Here is a 17717-nt window from a genome sequence, read left to right as displayed (position 1 = left end):
TCAGACGACGGTCATTCTAAGGAATGACCCAAATATTTATTAAATTAAATATTTATTTTTAAACTAACTTAATTGATGTGATATAATAATTTCAAATGTAATCAACCTACTTTGATTTCATAGCCCCAAAAATTAATATTTGAAAACTTTCTAAACTAGATTTTAAGTGATTTAGAGAATTTTTGCCAATAAGCGGATTGTCTGGTTTAGAAACTTTAGTTAGAAATTTATTTTTTATGTTCATGGTTGTTAAAATGGTAAATATGGTTGGTTCAGCTGGTGATTTTTGAACTGCAAATAGCTTTATTTGAGGCTGATTATTACTTCCTATATTACAACTTGGAGAGTTAATCAAAGCTGAAGTTGGTACGAATAAAGAAGAAGCTATTAAAAATAACACATTCGGATATTTTGTTGTTGTGAGTTTAGTTATATTGATTTGATTTTTAACAATCCCGGGGTGAGATCCTTTTTTAAAAAATGTAATGGGATTAAAAAATCATAAAATAATTTATCATTTAGCTTTAATTAGTTTAGGTTTTTATATTACTTTTGCGTACAACAATATTATTGATAGTATATTTTATGGTTTTGGTAAAACAAATTACATGTTATTTCAATCGTTATTTGTCAATATAACTTTCTTCGGAATAATGTTTATACTTTATAAGACTAATGTTTGAATTCCGAGTTTAGAATCAATAACACTAATGTTTGGTGGAGGTATAGCAGTCGACTCTCTTTTAACATTTGGAATGTTTTATTGATTTCTTAAAAAAAGAAAAATGAGTATATCGAATTTAATTAAAAAATAGATGCCTAAAACATCTATTTTTTGTTAAGCTATTTTTCTTAATAACTCAAGAACTTCTACTTCTGTTGATAATTCTACTGCTTGATTTGCCAAATCTTTCATTTCTTGAAAACTTAATTTATTTACCAATTCTCTTGTTGGTAAAACATTTGATGCACTCATTGAAAATTCATCTAATCCGAGTCCAACTAATAAGGGAACCGCTCTTTTATCACCAGCCATTTCTCCACACATACCTGCTCATTTTCCGTGTTTGTGTGCTCCATCGATAACATGTTTAACTAATCTTAAAATTGATGGATTAAGTGGTTGATATAAATAAGAGATATTTTCGTTCATTCTGTCTGCTGCCATTGAATATTGAATTAAGTCGTTTGTACCTATTGAAACAAAATCCGCATACTCTGCAAACTTATCTGAAAGTATTGCTGCCGCAGGTGTTTCCATCATTAATCCTACTTCAATTTCATTTTTGTTTTTAATGTTTGGATATTTAGGTTTTACTTCTTCATATGCTTCGTCAAAAACGGCTTTAGCATCTAAAAATTCCTTAACATTTGTTATCATCGGAAACATAATAGCTACTTTACCGAATTCACTCGATCTTATTAAAGCACGTAGTTGTGTTTTAAATATATCTGGATTTTGTAAACAAAATCTAATTGCGCGATATCCTAAAAAAGGATTCATTTCTTCTGGGAATTTAAAATATTTAAGAGTTTTATCTCCACCAATATCAAGAGTTCTTATAACAACTCTTTTTCCATTCATACGTTCAACAACTTCTTTGTAAGCCGCAAATTGTTCTTCCTCTGTTGGTCAATGATCGTTATCCATATATAAAAATTCTGAACGGAATAAACCAACCGCTTCTGAGTCGTTTTCTAAAACAGCATCTAAATCTTTTGGTGTACCAATATTTGCTGCTAATTCAACATGATGATCATCTTTGGTTTTTGATTCTTTACCTTTTAATTCTTTGATTCTTCTTAAATAGTCATCATATTCATTTTTGAGTTTATTGTACTCGTTCATTTCATCTTGATTTGGATTAACAATAACCTCACCTTTTGCACCGTTAAGAGCTATAATGTCGCCATTTTTGGCATTCTTCATTATTGTGTTAGTACCAACAACTGATGGTATTCCTAAACTTCTAGCCATAATAGCTGTATGTGAAGTTGGCCCTCCAATGTTAGTTACAAAACCTTTAACATATTTTTTGTTTAATTGCACCGTTTGAGATGGACTTAAGTCCTCTGCTACAATAATAACTTCTTTATTAATGTTTAATAAATCAGGTTCTTCAATACCGTTAATTACATACAATAATTTTTTTAATACATCTTTTATGTCCGCAGCTCTTTCTCTCATATATTCATCTTCCATATTTTCGAAAATAGATGCAAATTCATTATAAAATGTTTTTATTGCGTATTCAGCACTAATTTTTTCGCTTGTTATTTTATTATTAATTGTTTCTATTGCAACAGGATCTAAAACAAATCCCATGTGAGCATCAAAAATTGCTTTGTGTTCTTCGTTGCTAGCCAATTCTTTTGTTTTGTTTAACTTCTCTAAAACAACATTTCTAGCATTTTCATATAGTTGGACTTCTTTTTCTACATCTTCGGTATTAGTAGTTATATCTACCGGAAGTTCTTCGATTTTAAAAACTTCAGCAATAGCAATTCCGTTTGATGCGCCTATACCTTTTATTTTCATAATTTTACCTCACTTTGTTTGTGTTATTGACTTTAATTATTTTTTAATTATTTAAACATGTAAAAAATTTATATCATTTAAATGAATAAAAAAAACATGAAAACAATGCCATAAAATATCCTTAAAAACTAATAAAATTTATGTTAAATTATTTTTAAGATAAAATGGACTTTTTTATGCGGCTTTTCGTAATAATAATACATTATTTATGCATTAAATATATAAAATAAAAAAATAATTTCATTTTTTAAAAATATAATACAATTATAACTATGAATAATAAAAAATCAACTAACACAGATTCAAATTTAGTACCAGATTTAAAGAAAAAAAATATGGATTTTAAAAAAATACAAAAATATAAATCAGCTTTTTTTAAACAAGAATCTACATCAAATAATCAGGATATACTTCTAGTTAATAACGATGCAGCTATTGAATTAGAAAAAGAAAAACTTAAGTATAAAATGGGTATATACTTAAAAAACAACAAAAAAGTTAAAATAGACTTAAAAATATTATTTCAAAGATATTGATGAAGAGTTTTAACTATTTTAGTTGCTGCAATAGTATTTAATTTAGGTACTTACATTTTCCTAAGGCGTGCCCAAACCATACCTTCTGGTGTCACAGGTATACCTACTTTAATCAATTATGCTTTTGAATCTACTAAAAAATATTTTTCACTAATATATTTGGCGATAAATGTTCCATTATTTTTAATATTTGGATGAAAAATTAAGAGGTCTTTTTTAGTTTTAACTGTATTATTTATGCTTTTTCAAATTTTAGTTCAAACAACAATTTTTGATCAAGAATCAGTTTTAAATTTTTTTAACGAAAAATTTGTTTTAACTAGCAAAGTGAATTTAAAAGAAGTTCATGATAACGACCCTTCTAATCTACTTTATACAATGATTGGAGCAGCTTTAATAGGTATTGGTATTTCTCTTTCTTGAAAAGCTGGTGGATCAACCGGAGGAACAGACGTAATTGGTTATTATTTTTCGATGAAAGCTAAAAAAAATATAGGTTTTACATTAAGTATTATTGGTTATGTAACCGCAATTATGTTTCTAATTATTTTTGCTTTTTTAAGACCTAATGAAGTCGAAGATGCAAACGGTAATAAACATAAAGTTATTTTTGGAGTTCGAGAAATTTCGACTTTTATATATGTTTTTGTGATTAATTATGTAGTTGATTTAATATATCCAAAGTATAAAAAAGTAACTCTTTCTATTGTAAGCAATACACCTGATAAGATACTTGCTTATTTTAAATTAATTGAATACTGACATTCGTATAGAATTGAAAGATTTAAATCTGGTTACACCGGTAAACAGGGCGTAAAGATAACTACGTCAATATTAATTTTAGAGTCCCCGAACTTAATTCATGATTTAAAATTCATAGATCCAAATATATGAATTTCGATTACAGATGAGAGAAAAATAGTCGGTAAATTTAATACAAATTATGTTGAATAGCGGAAAAAACGCTATTTTTTATTTATTTAGTTTGTAAAACGAAAAAAATATAAATATATAGCGAAAGGAGGTGAAATGGTTTTGAATCAACTAAAAGAAATTGAAAAAGATAAAATGACAAGTATTAAACCTGGATTTGCTTTTACTTCTTTAATTACCGGAATTCCGCTTTTTATAAATTCATTGGCTACAGTGTTAGGTTTTTTTAGAACGGCTTTTAGTAAAAAAGGTGAAATTAAAGATAAATTAACAACATTTAAGTGAGATGATGATGTAAAAAACACGAATAATGATCAATATACTATTTTATAATTTGAGTTAACAACTTTTATTTATTAATTAAATAAAAAAAAGTATAATTAAAATAATATGAAGAATTTATCGCAATTATTAGATTTTAAGACGACTGAAATGAGAATCGCAGAGTCTGCGCTCAAGAAAATTAATAAACTTGAAAAAATAGTTTCCAAATTTACAGATGAAGAATTAAAGTCAAAAACACAATTTTTTAAAGATTTATTAAAACAAGGTTATACACTTGATGATATTAGAAATGATGTATTTGCTGTAGCGAGAGAAGCGACAAAAAGAGTTTTAGGAAAAAGACCTTATGATGTCCAAATTTTAGGTGGTATTTTACTTGATTTAGGTTCAGTTGCAGAAATGAAAACTGGTGAGGGTAAGACTATTACTTCTATTGCTCCTGTTTATTTAAATGCGCTTTTAGGAAAGGGTGCTATTGTATCAACTGTTAATGAATATTTAACAGAGCGTGACGCAAAAGAAATGGGTGTTGTTTTTGAATTTTTAGGCTTAACAGTTGGGATTAATAAAGCTCAAATGGATCCATATAATAAACGTAAAGCATATGCTTGTGATATAACTTATTCTGTTCATTCTGAATTAGGATTTGATTACCTTAGAGACAATATGGTTCAAACAATTGGAGAAAAAGTCCAAAGAGGTTTACAGTTTTGTTTAATTGACGAAGTTGATTCAATTTTAATAGATGAAGCTCAAACGCCGTTGATAATTTCTGGCGGAGAAACTGATGAAAAAAGTTACTTTGCTGCCGACCAATTTGTAAGAACTTTAGGTTCTGAGGATTATATTATTGATGATGAAAGCAAGGCTATTGCTTTAACTCATTCCGGTATTGCGAAAGCGAATAAATTTTACCAAACTGAAAATATTTATAATATCGAGAATTCTGAAGATATACATTTAATTCAAAATGCTTTAAGAGCACATAAAGTTATGAGAATTGATGTTGAGTATATAATAAGAGAAGGTAAAATTGAACTTGTTGACGCATTTACAGGCCGTATTATGGATGGCCGTAGTTATTCTGAAGGTTTACAACAAGCTATACAAGCAAAAGAACAAGTAGAAGTAGAACCAGAAACAAAAACGCAAGCAACTATTACATATCAAAATTTCTTTAGAATGTTTAAAAAACTTTGTGGTATGACCGGTACAGGAAAAACAGAAGAACAAGAATTTATAGATATTTACAATATGAGAGTTAATGTTGTTCCGACAAATAAACCTATTGCTCGTGTTGATGAGCCTGATTCAATATTTGCAAATTATACAGATAAGTGAGAAGCTGTTGTTAATAAAATTAAAGAATTATATGAAAAAGGACAACCCGTTTTGGTTGGTACAGCACAGATTGAAGAATCAGAGTTATTACATAAATTATTATTAGAAAAAGGAATTCCACATACTGTTCTTAATGCTAAACAAAATGCGAGTGAAGCGGATATAATTTCTAAAGCAGGACAAGTTAAATCAGTTACTATAGCGACAAATATGGCCGGAAGAGGAACAGATATAAAACCTTCACAAGAAGCAATCGCATTAGGTGGTTTATATGTTCTAGGTACTGATAAAGCAACTTCAAGAAGAATAGATAACCAACTTAGAGGTCGATCTGGGCGTCAAGGAGACGTTGGAACAAGTAAGTTTTTTGTTTCTTTAGACGATCAATTAATGAAAAGGTTTGCAAGTTATGATTCGCTGATAGAAGCGTATGCTGATTCTCAAGGCAAGGAAATAACTTCGAAAAATTTAAAATTTGCATTTAATCATGCGCAAAAGAAAATCGAAGGATTTAATTATGATTCAAGAAAATCGGTTTTAAATTATGATGATGTTATTCGTCAACAAAGAGATTTAATTTATTCTCAAAGAGATTTAATACTAGTAACTACAAACATTCAAAAAGTTGTGAGAGGTATGATAACTTCTTCTGCTAGGTCAATAGTCAAAAATAGAGAATATACACTACATAATCATTCTTATAATTACGCCGCTCTTGTAAATTTCTTAAATGAAAATATAGGTAAATTAGTTGAGTTTAATTTTAATTTAGATGAAATTAGTTCGATTCACGAGACGGATCTTACCAATTATGTGTCAAATATTATTTTAAATGTATTTGAAGAGTGGATAAAAAACGCTTTAGAGTATTCAGATACAGAAACCATTAATTCAGTTGTTAGAGATACTATAATCAGTGTTTTAGATGATAAATGACAAACTCATATTAACAGAATGGACAAATTGAGATCGAATGTTAATTTGGTTCAATATTCACAAAAAAACCCGTATCAAATTTATACTGAAGAAGGAACTAAACTATTTGATGCAATGATTGATGATATTGCTTATGAAGTTATGTTATCTGTTTTTTCAAATAGAATTGGTAGAAAATCTTTATTAACAAAAGAAATAAAAAATGATCCTGTTTTCCAACAAATAGCTCAAAATTTTTCGTTTGATGTCAATAAATCACTAGAAGAACAAGAACAAGATTTAATTAGTTTTTATAATGCAATTAAAAATAGATTGAATGAAATACAAGAAAACGAAGAAAACACTAACTAAATAAAAAATCAAAGCAACTATTGCTTTGATTTTTTATTACCATCTTTACTGTTAAATGTTTGTATCAATCTTACACATCAATTCGGAAGAGTTTGAGCGTCTTCAGATGGTTCTTTTAATAGTAGAATGCCTACTATGGAAATTAATGAAACAAGTACAATGATAATAAACCCGATTATTGCATAAACTAAAGTGTTATTATAACCTAGTGAATTACCAATTATTGGTATTAAGGATACTATTATTGTAAATACTGTGAATATAATATATCCTAATCCTCAAATTAAAGAGAACATCCAACACATTTTTCTTATATTATTATTTTTATACTCATGAGGTAAATTCAAAATAACACCTTGAATTCCTCATAAAAATAATCCTGAAAGAAATCCAAATATATATAAGAAAACATAACCAACAATATTCTCTTTAATTACAGAAGTTTTAAAAATAACCAAAGATAATATATAAAATAAAATTCCTAGTCCTAATAGTAATGCTATATATCATTTTCTTTTTATATTGTATTTAGAATAAGCACCAACAGTTAATGGTCCAATAAAGACTGCTGATAAATATATTATTACTCATATTTTAAGAGTTTTATTAAATTCATTTGATATTCCAGAAATATCTTGAAACATCTTCATTGTAAAAATAACTGGAAAAACTGAAGCACTTAATCATCCTCCAAATAATAAAATTCATGAGTAAGTTTCTTTAGTTTTTAAGTATTTTCATAAAATTCTAAATCCGTTTTGTTCTTTTTTTGCGTATGTAATTTCAGCTTTTGTTGGAACATCAAACTTTAAACCGAATATTATCATAACAATTAATGGTATTAAATTGAGTGAACTTAATATTGTTAATATTAATTGTCAATTTTTAACTATGGTTTTAGAACCTTCGATATTTGTTGTCACAAAGGGCAATATAGCAATTATAGTACCAAGAGGATAAGTTAAAATACCAAAAGAAGAAAGCATAGATTTCTGTTTTTTATTAAAAAAACTTGCAACAACAGGTTGTGTTAAAATTATTGTCATTGTTCCACCTATTGCCATTAAAGTACGCATGATCAAGAATAATGCATAATAGCCGTTAGAGTGAGGTAAATATTGTGCGGGTATCCCGAATAATGTTAGGGAAATAGCTATTATTGTTGTTTTTTTGTGAAATAATTTTACTAACAATAGTGCTACAACTACTGAACCAATACCTCTTCCGAGAGTTATACCTCAATTAGTTGCTTGTGTCATAAAATCAAATGATTTATCTTTGATAATTCTAAAATGAGCTAATATTCCGAAATTATCACCACCTTCTATGTATCCCTGGCCATTTAAGGCTCCTGCAAAACCTCAATTAGTTATAAAAATTAAATATGAGAATATTATAAAAAATCATAAAAATATACCATATCCAACTTTATGTTTTTCGCTATAAAATTTCAAAAAATTAATTGCCTTATCAATCATTATTTTAACCTTCTTTTTAAATCTTAATTTTACTTAATAAATAATACAACAATATTATTAAAATTAATAAAAAAAATGCAAAAAATGCACTTTTTTTATTAAAAAACAATGTTTTTACTTTACTTAGTCTGTTTTAATTGAATTTTGATATCAAAAATTCCTTTTGTTCTCATAAAATATTTTTATAATTTGGATCCTCAGGAGTGTTAATATTAAACAAATTTTCTTTAGTTGCTAAATTAATTTTAGCTTTAAATGATGTTTTTAAAACTATTATGTTTTTATCTTTAAACTCCAGGTTAGTATTTTCAAAATCTATTTTAGAAGCTTTATTTGGTTCTAGATTATTAAATAATTTTTTTATGAAATCTTCTTTTTTTGTTATATCATCTTTAATTTTATTATATTCATTTTTTAATGATTCAAAATCGTTGTATTTTGTTAGTTCATTTTCTTTAACTTCTATTGAGTTTTCATCTTGAAATCCAACATAATTTTTTATAGTTTCAAAATTCATATTTTTAAAACCATCTACTTCTAATGTTACTTGGTCATATAATTTCGCTGGTGATACATTTTTTAAATACAAACTAACAACTAAAAATAGTTTACCTTCAAAATCGTTAGCGTATGAATTAAAATAAACATTATATTTTTTGTCAAAAATATTTATTAATTCACCCCTCGCACCTAATAAATAAAAATCTTTTTCCTCTAATTCGTTACTTGTAGGTATTTTTTTCAAGTTAAAAAGTTGTCTTCAATATTCGTTGTTAGCATCCACATTATTTGTCGTTTTTATAACAGGATTTGAGATATAAGCACTTGCATAACTATTTTTTACTCTTTTGTTATAGCTTCCGAAGTTGAAGCTTTTTAATTGTTCTTTTTCTGAAATTTGATTATTTTTGCTTGCTACTATAGCTCCTGAAATACTTGCGATAGAAATTCCTATTATAAGAGACCCGAAAATTATTTTCATTTTTTTATTCTTCATTATTACCTTCCTCGAATGCTTGATTAATATCCAACACTAGTTCATTTATTCCTGCTTTTGTTTCCGATGAAACTATAAAATATTTATTAAATTTAAATTTATCTCTATTTGTTTTAATGCTTTTTATTAGAGTGTTTTTATCTTTCTGTCTTAACTTATCTGCCTTTGTAAAAACTAAAGTATATTCAAGATTTATTTTATTAAGAAATTCAATAACGTTTTCATCATTTTTCGTAATACTATGTCTTGAATCGATCAAAAGATAAAGTTTTACTAAATTTTCTCTTTTGATCAAAAATTCTTCAATCATTTTCATCATTTGATCTATTTTTTCTTTAGAAAGTTTTGCGTATCCATACCCTGGTAAATCTACAAAAACAGCACCGAATTCATTTTCAAAAAAATTTAGCATTTGGGTTCTGCCAGGTGTTTTTGAAACCCTTGCTAATTTTTTGTTATCAACAATGCTATTAATTAAACTGCTTTTACCAACGTTTGAGCGACCTCAAAACGCAATTTCGTTATTGTTGTGTTTGTATCAATTATCTATTTTGTTTGATGATTTTATAAATCTAAACATCTTTTTCCTTTTCTTTCAATGATTTTATTAATGAAGAAGAGTATTTTTTGTATTTTCCGTCAGGTAGAATAAAAATAGTTTCTAAATTTTTATTTAAAATTTTGTTACCCGCTGCTAAGTCAAATTCATATTCCAAATCTTCAGAATTTCTAATTGACCTTATTAAATATTTTACATTCAATTCTTTTGCTAAATTTGCAATTAATTGATCTTTGCCACTTAAAACTACAACTTTTTCTAAGTTTTTTATTTCTTCTTTTATTATATTTATGTTTTTTATTATATCATTTTTTTCTTTATCCGGGTTTTGGGCCACAACTAAATAAACTTTGTCGAATAATTTCGCTGCTTTTATTAAAATAGATTTATGACCTTTATGAAAAGGATTAAAAGATCCTGCATATATCGCTTTATGACTCATAAATCTTTAATGCATTTTGAGTAATAAGCAATTCTTCATTGGTTCTAATTACAAAAACTTTAATTTCTGACTCACTACTTGAAATTAATTTAAAATCGTCTATTTTAGATTCGTTCAACAAGTCATCTAAAACTATATTTTTAATATTAATTTTGTTTAAAATTAACTTTCTTATAATCGGATTATTTTCTCCTATTCCCGCTGTAAATACTATCGCATCTACTTTGGGCCCTATTTTGTTAATATAATTAACTAAGTAATCTGCAACTTTTTGAGAGTACATTTCAAAGGCGAAAAGTGCATCCGGATTATTATTTTCCATTTCTTTTTGAACATCACGCATATCACTTGAAATTCCGGAAACGCCAAGTACACCACTTTTTTTATTTAAAATTTCTGTTATTTCTGTAATATTTAAACCTGTTTCTTTGATTAAAAATTCATGAATTGACGGATCTATATCTCCTGAACGTGTACCCATCATAATACCCGCCAACGGTGTTAAACCCATAGAAGTGTCAAATGATTTACTTTTTTTTATCGCACATAAACTAGCGCCATTTCCTAAGTGAACATTAACAAAATTTACTTTTTCTTTATCTAATATTTTTTCTAATTTCAAAGTTATAAATTGATGGGAAATTCCATGTGCTCCATATTTTTTTATGTTATATTTTTCTGTTAATTCTTTAGGAATTGCATATGTGTAATTTATTCTATCTATTGTTGTGTGAAACGCAGTATCAAAGTCGGCTGAGAGTTTAGAATTTGGGAATATTTTTTGGAAACCGCGAATTGTTTTTATAGCTGCTGGATTGTGCAAAGGTGCGTATATTGAGACGCTATCAATTATTTTAATTTCCTTTTCTGTTAATTTGGTTGTCGAGTTGAAAAATTTACCGCCTTGAACGACTCTAAAACCTATATATTCAATTTCTTCTTTATTTTTTATCAAGTTCATTTTTTGCATAAGTTGATAAATACCTTCAACTGCATCGTCATGATTTTTTAATTCTAATTCTAATGTTTGTTTTTGTTGTTTGCTTTTTATGGTTACTAAACCATTTTTTAAACCTATTCTTTCAGCTAAACCATTAGCTAATAATTTTAATGAATCTTTTTCAAAGATACTTATTTTTATGGAACTACTTCCAGGATTAACTGCTATTATTTTACTCATTTTTACCTCCTATTTGTAATGCTGTAATGTAAATTGTGTAAATAATATCTTTTTTACTTGCTCCTCTTGATAAGTCGTTTGCTGGTTGGTTTAAACCTAATAATATCGGACCAAATGCATCATAATTAGCGAGATATTGTGCTAATTTATATCCAATATTTGCAGAATTAAGGTCAGGAAAAATAAAAGATGTAAATTCACATTTATTAAAGTTTGTATCTTTTATTTTTCTAGCTCTAATTTTTTTATCAAAAGCAGCATCAAATTGAACTTCTCCGATTATTTTACGCCTTTTAGTGTTTTTTTGTAGTGTATTACTTATATTTCTAATTTCTTGAGTTTGTGTATTTTCCACGCTTCCGTATGTGGAATAACTCAAAAAAGCAACATTACTTTCTACATTCAATTTTTCTAAAAAGTTAATATGGTTTTTACCGATATTGTACAACGTTTTTTCATCTATGTTAATATTAACTGAAGGATCACTAAAAAAAAGAGTGCTATTCTCTTTTACTAAAAACATGATTGATGAAATTCTCTCTACATTATCATCTAACCCAATTACTTTTAGTGCAGCTCTGATAAAATCGGCACTAGTATATGAAAGTCCACCTATGACTCCATTAAAAAAACCTTTTTTAAGCAAAATTAAGCTAGAATATAAATCATCATATTTTTCAAAAGTTGATTCAATGCTCTCAATATTTTCTTTTCCGTTTCTTATTTTTTTATAAAATTCTTTTTTATCATAAAGATCTTTTTCGTAATCTTTTTTTATACTTTCATATTTAAATAATTTTATTTTATGATTATCCTTGAAGATATCAATCACTTCATCTATCAATGGATCATTATCGATCATTAATATTTTTACTTCGTAATTTATTTTATTTATTCTTTTATCTATTTCTTTGTAAAAATTCATTTTTTTCCTTTTTTCTTATATTAATTTTAAATAAATTTTTGAAATAATTAAAAAACAATTTTATTTTCATAAATATGAAAAAAGTAAAGTATTAATATAATAATTAAATATTTTTTATTTATGTATTTAATCTTATTATATAATTTTGGTGTCTAGGAAGTAAAATAAATAACAAACAAAAAACAAAAAATGCATAAAAGCATTAAAAAATACTTAGTTAGTTATAAGGTTCATCAAAATGATTTAATTTATAATTAACAAAGTTCTAATGTACACTTTGTTAATTTTATTTATTATTTTTTGATGATTATTTTACAAATATTCTAGAAATATTTGATAGACAATGAAGAAAGGAATTAATGAAAGCAATTTTCAGAAAACGATTAAATTCTGAGAAAAAACAGAAATTGAACAATAGTGATTCTGGTAAATTAAGAAAAATATTATCCAAAATTTCAGGTGCATTTATGTTGCCTATATCTATTATGTCAATTGCCGGTTTATTTCTTGGAGTTGGGGCCGCAATTAGTGGTCAAGGTGCAGAAGGTTCTGCACTACAAACTTTTGGTAATGCTATAACTGCATTAGGTGATCCAGTTTTTGCGGCATTACCATTGTTATTCGCATCTGCGTTCGTTATAGCTTTTACAGACGAAGCTGGTGTTGGTGTTTTTGCAACAATAATTGGTTATATGGTTTTTATCGCGATTCAACAAGTGTTTATTTCGCCGGTTGAAACAGATGTATTCTTGCAAAACAAAGAAACTAAAGAGTTTATTTTAAACTCTCAAAACGAAAAAATAAAAATCGGAAGAGAACTTATTGGTTATAAAGTTCTATTTACACAGGGTGGACGTAATCCTGAGACATTAAAAAATTTAGTTGGTACAACTTTAGGGTTTAGAGCCTTACAAACATCTGTATTTGGTGGTATTGCAGTTGGTTTAACTGTCCAATATTTATACAACAGATTTCATGTAATTCAACTACCAAAATTCTTATCATTCTTTGGTGGTAAGAGATTTGTGTCAATAATAACAATCCCCGCTTCTTTTGGGTTAGCGTTGTTGTTCTTATTATTTTGACCATGAGTAGGAGTTGGTTTAAACCACTTTGGAAGCGCACTACAAAAAGTTCCATATGGTATTGAGTCATTGATCTTTGGTTATTTCGAAAGATCTTTAATACCATTTGGTTTACATCACGTATTTTATGCGCCGTTATGATATTCTAGTGCTGGAGGAAGTGTTAATGAAGCACTTAATGCATGACAAGATTCTATTAAAGCTAGCGGTGATACACTTAACGCAGGTGCATCACTATCTGCATTAATTAATGAAGTTTCAAGTAATCCGGATAAGTTTAAAGGTGATTCGACGGCTGCTGTTAACTTATTGAAATTTTCATCTAATGTAATTGATTGATCTATTACAAAAGCAAATGGAGAAACAATTAACTTTAGCAAACCATTATTTGAATTTATTGCTAAAGATTTAGGTATAAAAATTGGTAGGTTTGCTGACGGTAAGTTTGCGGTTATGATGTTCGGTTTACCAGCAGCTGCAGTTGCAATGATTTTTGCAGCACCAAAAGAAAATAGAAAAGTAGCAGCGGGTACAGTGTTACCAGCCGCGTTTACTTCATTAGTAACTGGTGTTACAGAACCAATTGAATTTACATTCTTATTCTTATCACCGCTATTATTCTGAGGTTTCCATGCGTTTACAATAGCAACATCATTTATGTTCGCTAATTTATTAGGTGTTCACATACCTATGGTATTTTCAGGTGGAATTTTAGATTTAACATTATATGGTATTATTCCTTTTGCTAAAGGAACTCAATTCTACTATGTAATTGTTTTAGGTTTAGCTTATGCACCAATTTATTTCTTGGTATTCTATTTCTGAATTAAAAAAGCAGATTTAGCAACTCCAGGTCGTGGTGGAAATACTAAATTATTTACAAAAAAAGACTTTTTAAGCAAGAAACAAACTGAATCAAATTCAGAAAATTCTGAATTTAGTAGTATTGATCAACAAGCTTTAGCTTTAGTTCAAGCTTTTGGTGGATTAGATAATATTAAAGCATTTAACAATTGTGCTTCAAGACTTAGATATGATGTTAAAGACATAAAAAAAGTTAATGCTGATTCTATTAAACAAGCAGGAGCTTTTGGTGTTAAGTTTGAAGGTGAAACACATGTTCAAGCTATTTTAGGGCCTACAGCCGAACAAGTAAATTCAAAAATTAAATCACAAAGAGATTTAATTGCTAAGTGAGAGCAATCACAAAAAGATAACAATACAAGAATTCAACCAGAAGAGAAATCAGTTGAATCGCCTACAACAACTGAAACTAAAGAAGTTGAAGAAAAAGTTGTATCTAACGAACAAATTATTACTAAAAAAAGTGTAAAAATGCAAACTGTAGCAAAAGGTGAATTGTTACCTTTAGAATCGCTTAATGACGGAGTTTTCTCAGAAAAATTAATGGGTGATGGTTTTGTTGTTAGATTTGATGCTAACAAAGTAGGGAATGTTTATTCACCTGTAAAAGGAAGAATAGTTTCTCTATTCGATTCTAAACATGCCTACGGTATCGAAACTAAAGAAGGTGTTAAAGTTTTAGTGCATATTGGTATTGATACAGTTAAATTAAATGGTGAAGGTTTCAAATCACACGTAAAATTAGGTAAAAAAGTTAATGCTGGAGATAAGTTAGCTACAGTTGATTTATCTTTAGTTAAAGAAAACGGATACTTATCAGATGTAGTTGTTATTGTTTTACAAGAAGGTACATTAAATAAATATGAACCTATAGAAGGAAAAACAAGAGCTTTAACAACAAGCGAAATGGTCGGTACAATTAAATAAAAAATAAAAATTCTCGCCCGAAAGCGAGAATTTTTCATTAAGATAACAATCTAACAATAGCTTTTAACCTTTTAAGGTTAAAATTAATATTATTATTGCGATACTTAAAAACACAACAGACATAAATAAAGGAAAATTGTACTTCGCTCTTTGTCATGCTGGTAAAAATAAACCTGTTGACTCATACTTAATGTTTTTATGTCTAGGATTATCTTTTATGTATTGTTCTAATTGTTTTTCTTTAAAATCAGCAATCTTTTCTTTTGAATTTTTGTGAAAGAATATCATTATTAAAGATAACAAAACAAGAGAAATTATTAAAATTATTTTTGCTCATAAGGGCAAGGTTGCCAAACCTCTATTTGATCCAAAATTCATTTGTGCTGAATTTAAAATTATGTTAAAACTATTGTTTGTGGTCACATTTCCTCTTTCTATTAAACTAATTATAAATAACTATTACATTTATCTAAGTAAATTTCATAAATTTTAAAAACAAAAATCTATTTTTGAAAATAGTGTTTTTAAATGTTAAAATTACAAACCCAAAAAATGGTACAATTATTTTGTAAATTCAATATAAGTTTATGTTAAATTTATTTTATTTGATACTTAATCATATCATTTTCTAACCAATATTTATAGATTGATAAAAGCAAAATAATAATTTAGTTTTTTCGTGCAATGTTATTTTGCGGTTATTATATTTTATATTGTGGATAGTGATAAGTCAAAAATAAAATTAAAGTAATAAAAAATGATTCGTATAAAAAACGTATCTTAATATAAATTGAATTTTAAAACAAAACAAAATATTTTAGAAGGAGATTAAAATGGTTGGAATGATTATAGGGATTATTTTTTTAGTTATTATTTTATTATTTTTAATTATTACTTTAATTTCATCAATCAAAGTAATACCACAATCTAAATTTGCTATTGTAGAACGCTTAGGTAAATATAACAAAACACTAGAAAATGGAATCAATTTTATAATACCTTTTTTAGATAGAATAGTAGCAAGAGAAAATTACAAAGAAAAAGTTCTTGATTTTCCGGAACAAGATATTATAACTAAAGATAATGCAACAATTAGAGTAGATACCGTAGTTTATTTAAAAATAACAGATCCTAAATTATTTATTTATGGAGCTGAAAATTCTATGAAAGCTATCGAGAATCTTTCTGCTACAACATTAAGAAATTTACTTGGTGAATTAGAATTAGATGAAACCTTAACATCTAGAGATACAATTAATTCAAAATTAACTTTAATTTTGGATGAAGCTTCAGATTCTTGAGGAATAAAAGTTCATCGTGTCGAAATTAAAAATATAATACCACCAAGAGATATTCAAAATGCAATGGAAAAACAAATGCGTGCTGAAAGAGAAAAAAGAGCAAGCATTTTAGAAGCTGAAGGTTCAAAAGCTTCATCAATTTTAATTGCTGAAGGTCAAAAAGAAGCTAAAATATTACAAGCAGAAGCAGATAAACAAGCTCAAATATTAAAGGCAGAAGCAAAAAAAGAAAGTGAAATACTTGAAGCAGAAGGTAAAAGAAAAGCGATTGATATAATTAACGAAACTAATCTTAGCAATGAGTTTTTAACATTGAAAGCAATTGAACAATTAAAAGAAATTGCAAATGGTAAGGCTACAAAAATTTTCTTACCATCAAATTTATCATCTATCGCTGGAACTATGTCATTAGCTTCAGAATTGTTTAGCAAAGAAAAATCTGACAAAAAATAAATTTTATTAATTAAAAAATAAGAACGATACACCTTAATATTCGGGAATCGTTTTATTTTTTTAATTAATTTGCATAAATATGAAATTTTTTTTAATTATATATCAAGTTTAAATATAAAATTGGACCGCAATATGATATTTTATTAGATTGTAATACAATAAAAATAGATATATATGTATAGTTTTAATAAACGGAGGTAAAAATGTACAAATATAAAGCAAAATTAGTCTCAAGTGGTGAAGTTGTAGCGAAAGCAAATACACTTGAAGAGTTAGAAGGTTTAATTAAAGGGTTTCGAAGAGGTCAAAAACATGGTATGCATACACAAGGTAATGAAAAAATAGAAGTAATCCATGTTGAAAGAGATCACTTAAAAGGCGAAAACTACTCTAAGGAACATTTAATTAAAATAGTTTAGTTTTTAAATAATTAAATAAAAAGCAACAAATTTATTTGAATAAGTTAGGTGAATAAAATTTGACACAAAACTCATATTAATTTTTTATTGATATGAGTTTTTTTCATTTTAATTTATTAAATTATATATTATATTAACACCGAAAATAATATAACTCAAATTATAT

15 protein-coding genes are annotated in these 17717 nt (G+C 26.9%); 7 read left to right on the top strand and 8 right to left on the bottom strand.

The genetic code is table 4. From position 1 onward, the window contains the following. The first annotated feature begins 182 nt into the window (after positions 1 to 182). Positions 183 to 815 carry a hypothetical protein gene (locus N9R85_RS03235; RefSeq protein ID WP_262858560.1) on the top strand — a complete coding sequence of 211 codons (633 nt, stop codon included), beginning with the start codon at positions 183 to 185 and terminating at the stop codon, positions 813 to 815. 23 nt (positions 816 to 838) lie between these two features. Here the strand turns inward: N9R85_RS03235 and ptsP are convergent, their stop codons facing one another. Next, positions 839 to 2539 carry a phosphoenolpyruvate--protein phosphotransferase gene (ptsP, locus tag N9R85_RS03230; RefSeq protein ID WP_262858559.1) on the bottom strand — a complete coding sequence of 567 codons (1701 nt, stop codon included), beginning with the start codon at positions 2537 to 2539 and terminating at the stop codon, positions 839 to 841. A 272-nt stretch (positions 2540 to 2811) separates the two neighbouring features. On the opposite strand from ptsP, the gene N9R85_RS03225 reads away from it, so the two are divergent. From N9R85_RS03225 to secA, 3 genes are all read left to right on the top strand, one after another. Further along, positions 2812 to 4029: a YitT family protein gene (locus tag N9R85_RS03225; protein ID WP_205852015.1), complete on the top strand. Its 1218-nt coding sequence runs from the start codon at positions 2812 to 2814 to the stop codon at positions 4027 to 4029. 75 nt (positions 4030 to 4104) lie between these two features. Next, positions 4105 to 4341 (top strand): hypothetical protein, encoded by a 237-nt coding sequence (locus tag N9R85_RS03220; protein ID WP_262858558.1) that lies wholly within the window; start codon positions 4105 to 4107, stop codon positions 4339 to 4341. A gap of 57 nt (positions 4342 to 4398) precedes the next feature. Continuing rightward, a complete protein-coding gene (secA, locus tag N9R85_RS03215) occupies positions 4399 to 6921 on the top strand; it encodes a preprotein translocase subunit SecA (RefSeq protein ID WP_262858557.1) in 2523 nt (840 codons plus the stop codon). Positions 6922 to 6938: 17 nt separating this feature from the next. Here secA and N9R85_RS03210 read toward each other — a convergent pair whose 3' ends face one another. The 6 genes from N9R85_RS03210 to N9R85_RS03185 form a co-directional block, all read right to left on the bottom strand. Then, entirely contained in the window at positions 6939 to 8399 is a 1461-nt protein-coding gene (locus N9R85_RS03210) for a hexose phosphate transporter (RefSeq protein WP_205852018.1), read from the bottom strand. Positions 8400 to 8532: 133 nt separating this feature from the next. Further along, a complete protein-coding gene (locus N9R85_RS03205; RefSeq protein WP_205852019.1) occupies positions 8533 to 9396 on the bottom strand; it encodes an MAG1430 family protein in 864 nt (287 codons plus the stop codon). Further along, on the bottom strand, positions 9386 to 9976 hold the full coding sequence (gene yihA, locus N9R85_RS03200; protein WP_205852020.1) for a ribosome biogenesis GTP-binding protein YihA/YsxC: 591 nt from the start codon (positions 9974 to 9976) through the stop codon (positions 9386 to 9388). The genes N9R85_RS03205 and yihA overlap by 11 nt, the downstream gene beginning before the upstream one ends. Continuing rightward, positions 9969 to 10397 (bottom strand): pantetheine-phosphate adenylyltransferase, encoded by a 429-nt coding sequence (coaD, locus tag N9R85_RS03195; RefSeq protein WP_262858556.1) that lies wholly within the window; start codon positions 10395 to 10397, stop codon positions 9969 to 9971. Before coaD ends, yihA begins: the two co-directional genes overlap by 8 nt. Beyond that, positions 10387 to 11577 (bottom strand): acetate/propionate family kinase, encoded by a 1191-nt coding sequence (locus N9R85_RS03190; RefSeq protein ID WP_262858555.1) that lies wholly within the window; start codon positions 11575 to 11577, stop codon positions 10387 to 10389. The genes coaD and N9R85_RS03190 overlap by 11 nt, the downstream gene beginning before the upstream one ends. Then, positions 11570 to 12502 carry a phosphate acyltransferase gene (locus N9R85_RS03185; RefSeq protein ID WP_205852023.1) on the bottom strand — a complete coding sequence of 311 codons (933 nt, stop codon included), beginning with the start codon at positions 12500 to 12502 and terminating at the stop codon, positions 11570 to 11572. The genes N9R85_RS03190 and N9R85_RS03185 overlap by 8 nt, the downstream gene beginning before the upstream one ends. 359 nt (positions 12503 to 12861) lie before the next feature. On the opposite strand from N9R85_RS03185, the gene N9R85_RS03180 reads away from it, so the two are divergent. Next, a complete protein-coding gene (locus tag N9R85_RS03180; RefSeq protein ID WP_262858554.1) occupies positions 12862 to 15378 on the top strand; it encodes a PTS transporter subunit IIABC in 2517 nt (838 codons plus the stop codon). Between the two features lie 63 nt (positions 15379 to 15441). Here the strand turns inward: N9R85_RS03180 and N9R85_RS03175 are convergent, their stop codons facing one another. Continuing rightward, on the bottom strand, positions 15442 to 15801 hold the full coding sequence (locus tag N9R85_RS03175) for a hypothetical protein (RefSeq protein ID WP_262858553.1): 360 nt from the start codon (positions 15799 to 15801) through the stop codon (positions 15442 to 15444). Positions 15802 to 16211: 410 nt separating this feature from the next. On the opposite strand from N9R85_RS03175, the gene N9R85_RS03170 reads away from it, so the two are divergent. Both N9R85_RS03170 and N9R85_RS03165 read left to right on the top strand, forming a co-directional pair. Beyond that, positions 16212 to 17132 (top strand): SPFH domain-containing protein, encoded by a 921-nt coding sequence (locus N9R85_RS03170; protein ID WP_396888762.1) that lies wholly within the window; start codon positions 16212 to 16214, stop codon positions 17130 to 17132. Positions 17133 to 17335: 203 nt separating this feature from the next. Next, positions 17336 to 17551 carry an MAG6790 family protein gene (locus N9R85_RS03165; RefSeq protein ID WP_205852026.1) on the top strand — a complete coding sequence of 72 codons (216 nt, stop codon included), beginning with the start codon at positions 17336 to 17338 and terminating at the stop codon, positions 17549 to 17551. Positions 17552 to 17717 lie beyond the last annotated feature (166 nt).

It is taken from the genome of Mycoplasma sp. CSL7503-lung, assembly GCF_025515455.1.
In the GTDB taxonomy this organism is placed as follows: domain Bacteria; phylum Bacillota_I; class Bacilli_A; order Mycoplasmatales; family Metamycoplasmataceae; genus Mycoplasmopsis.
The sequence above is the reverse complement of the archived record's forward strand: the minus strand, read 5'-3'. Positions and strand labels throughout refer to the sequence as shown.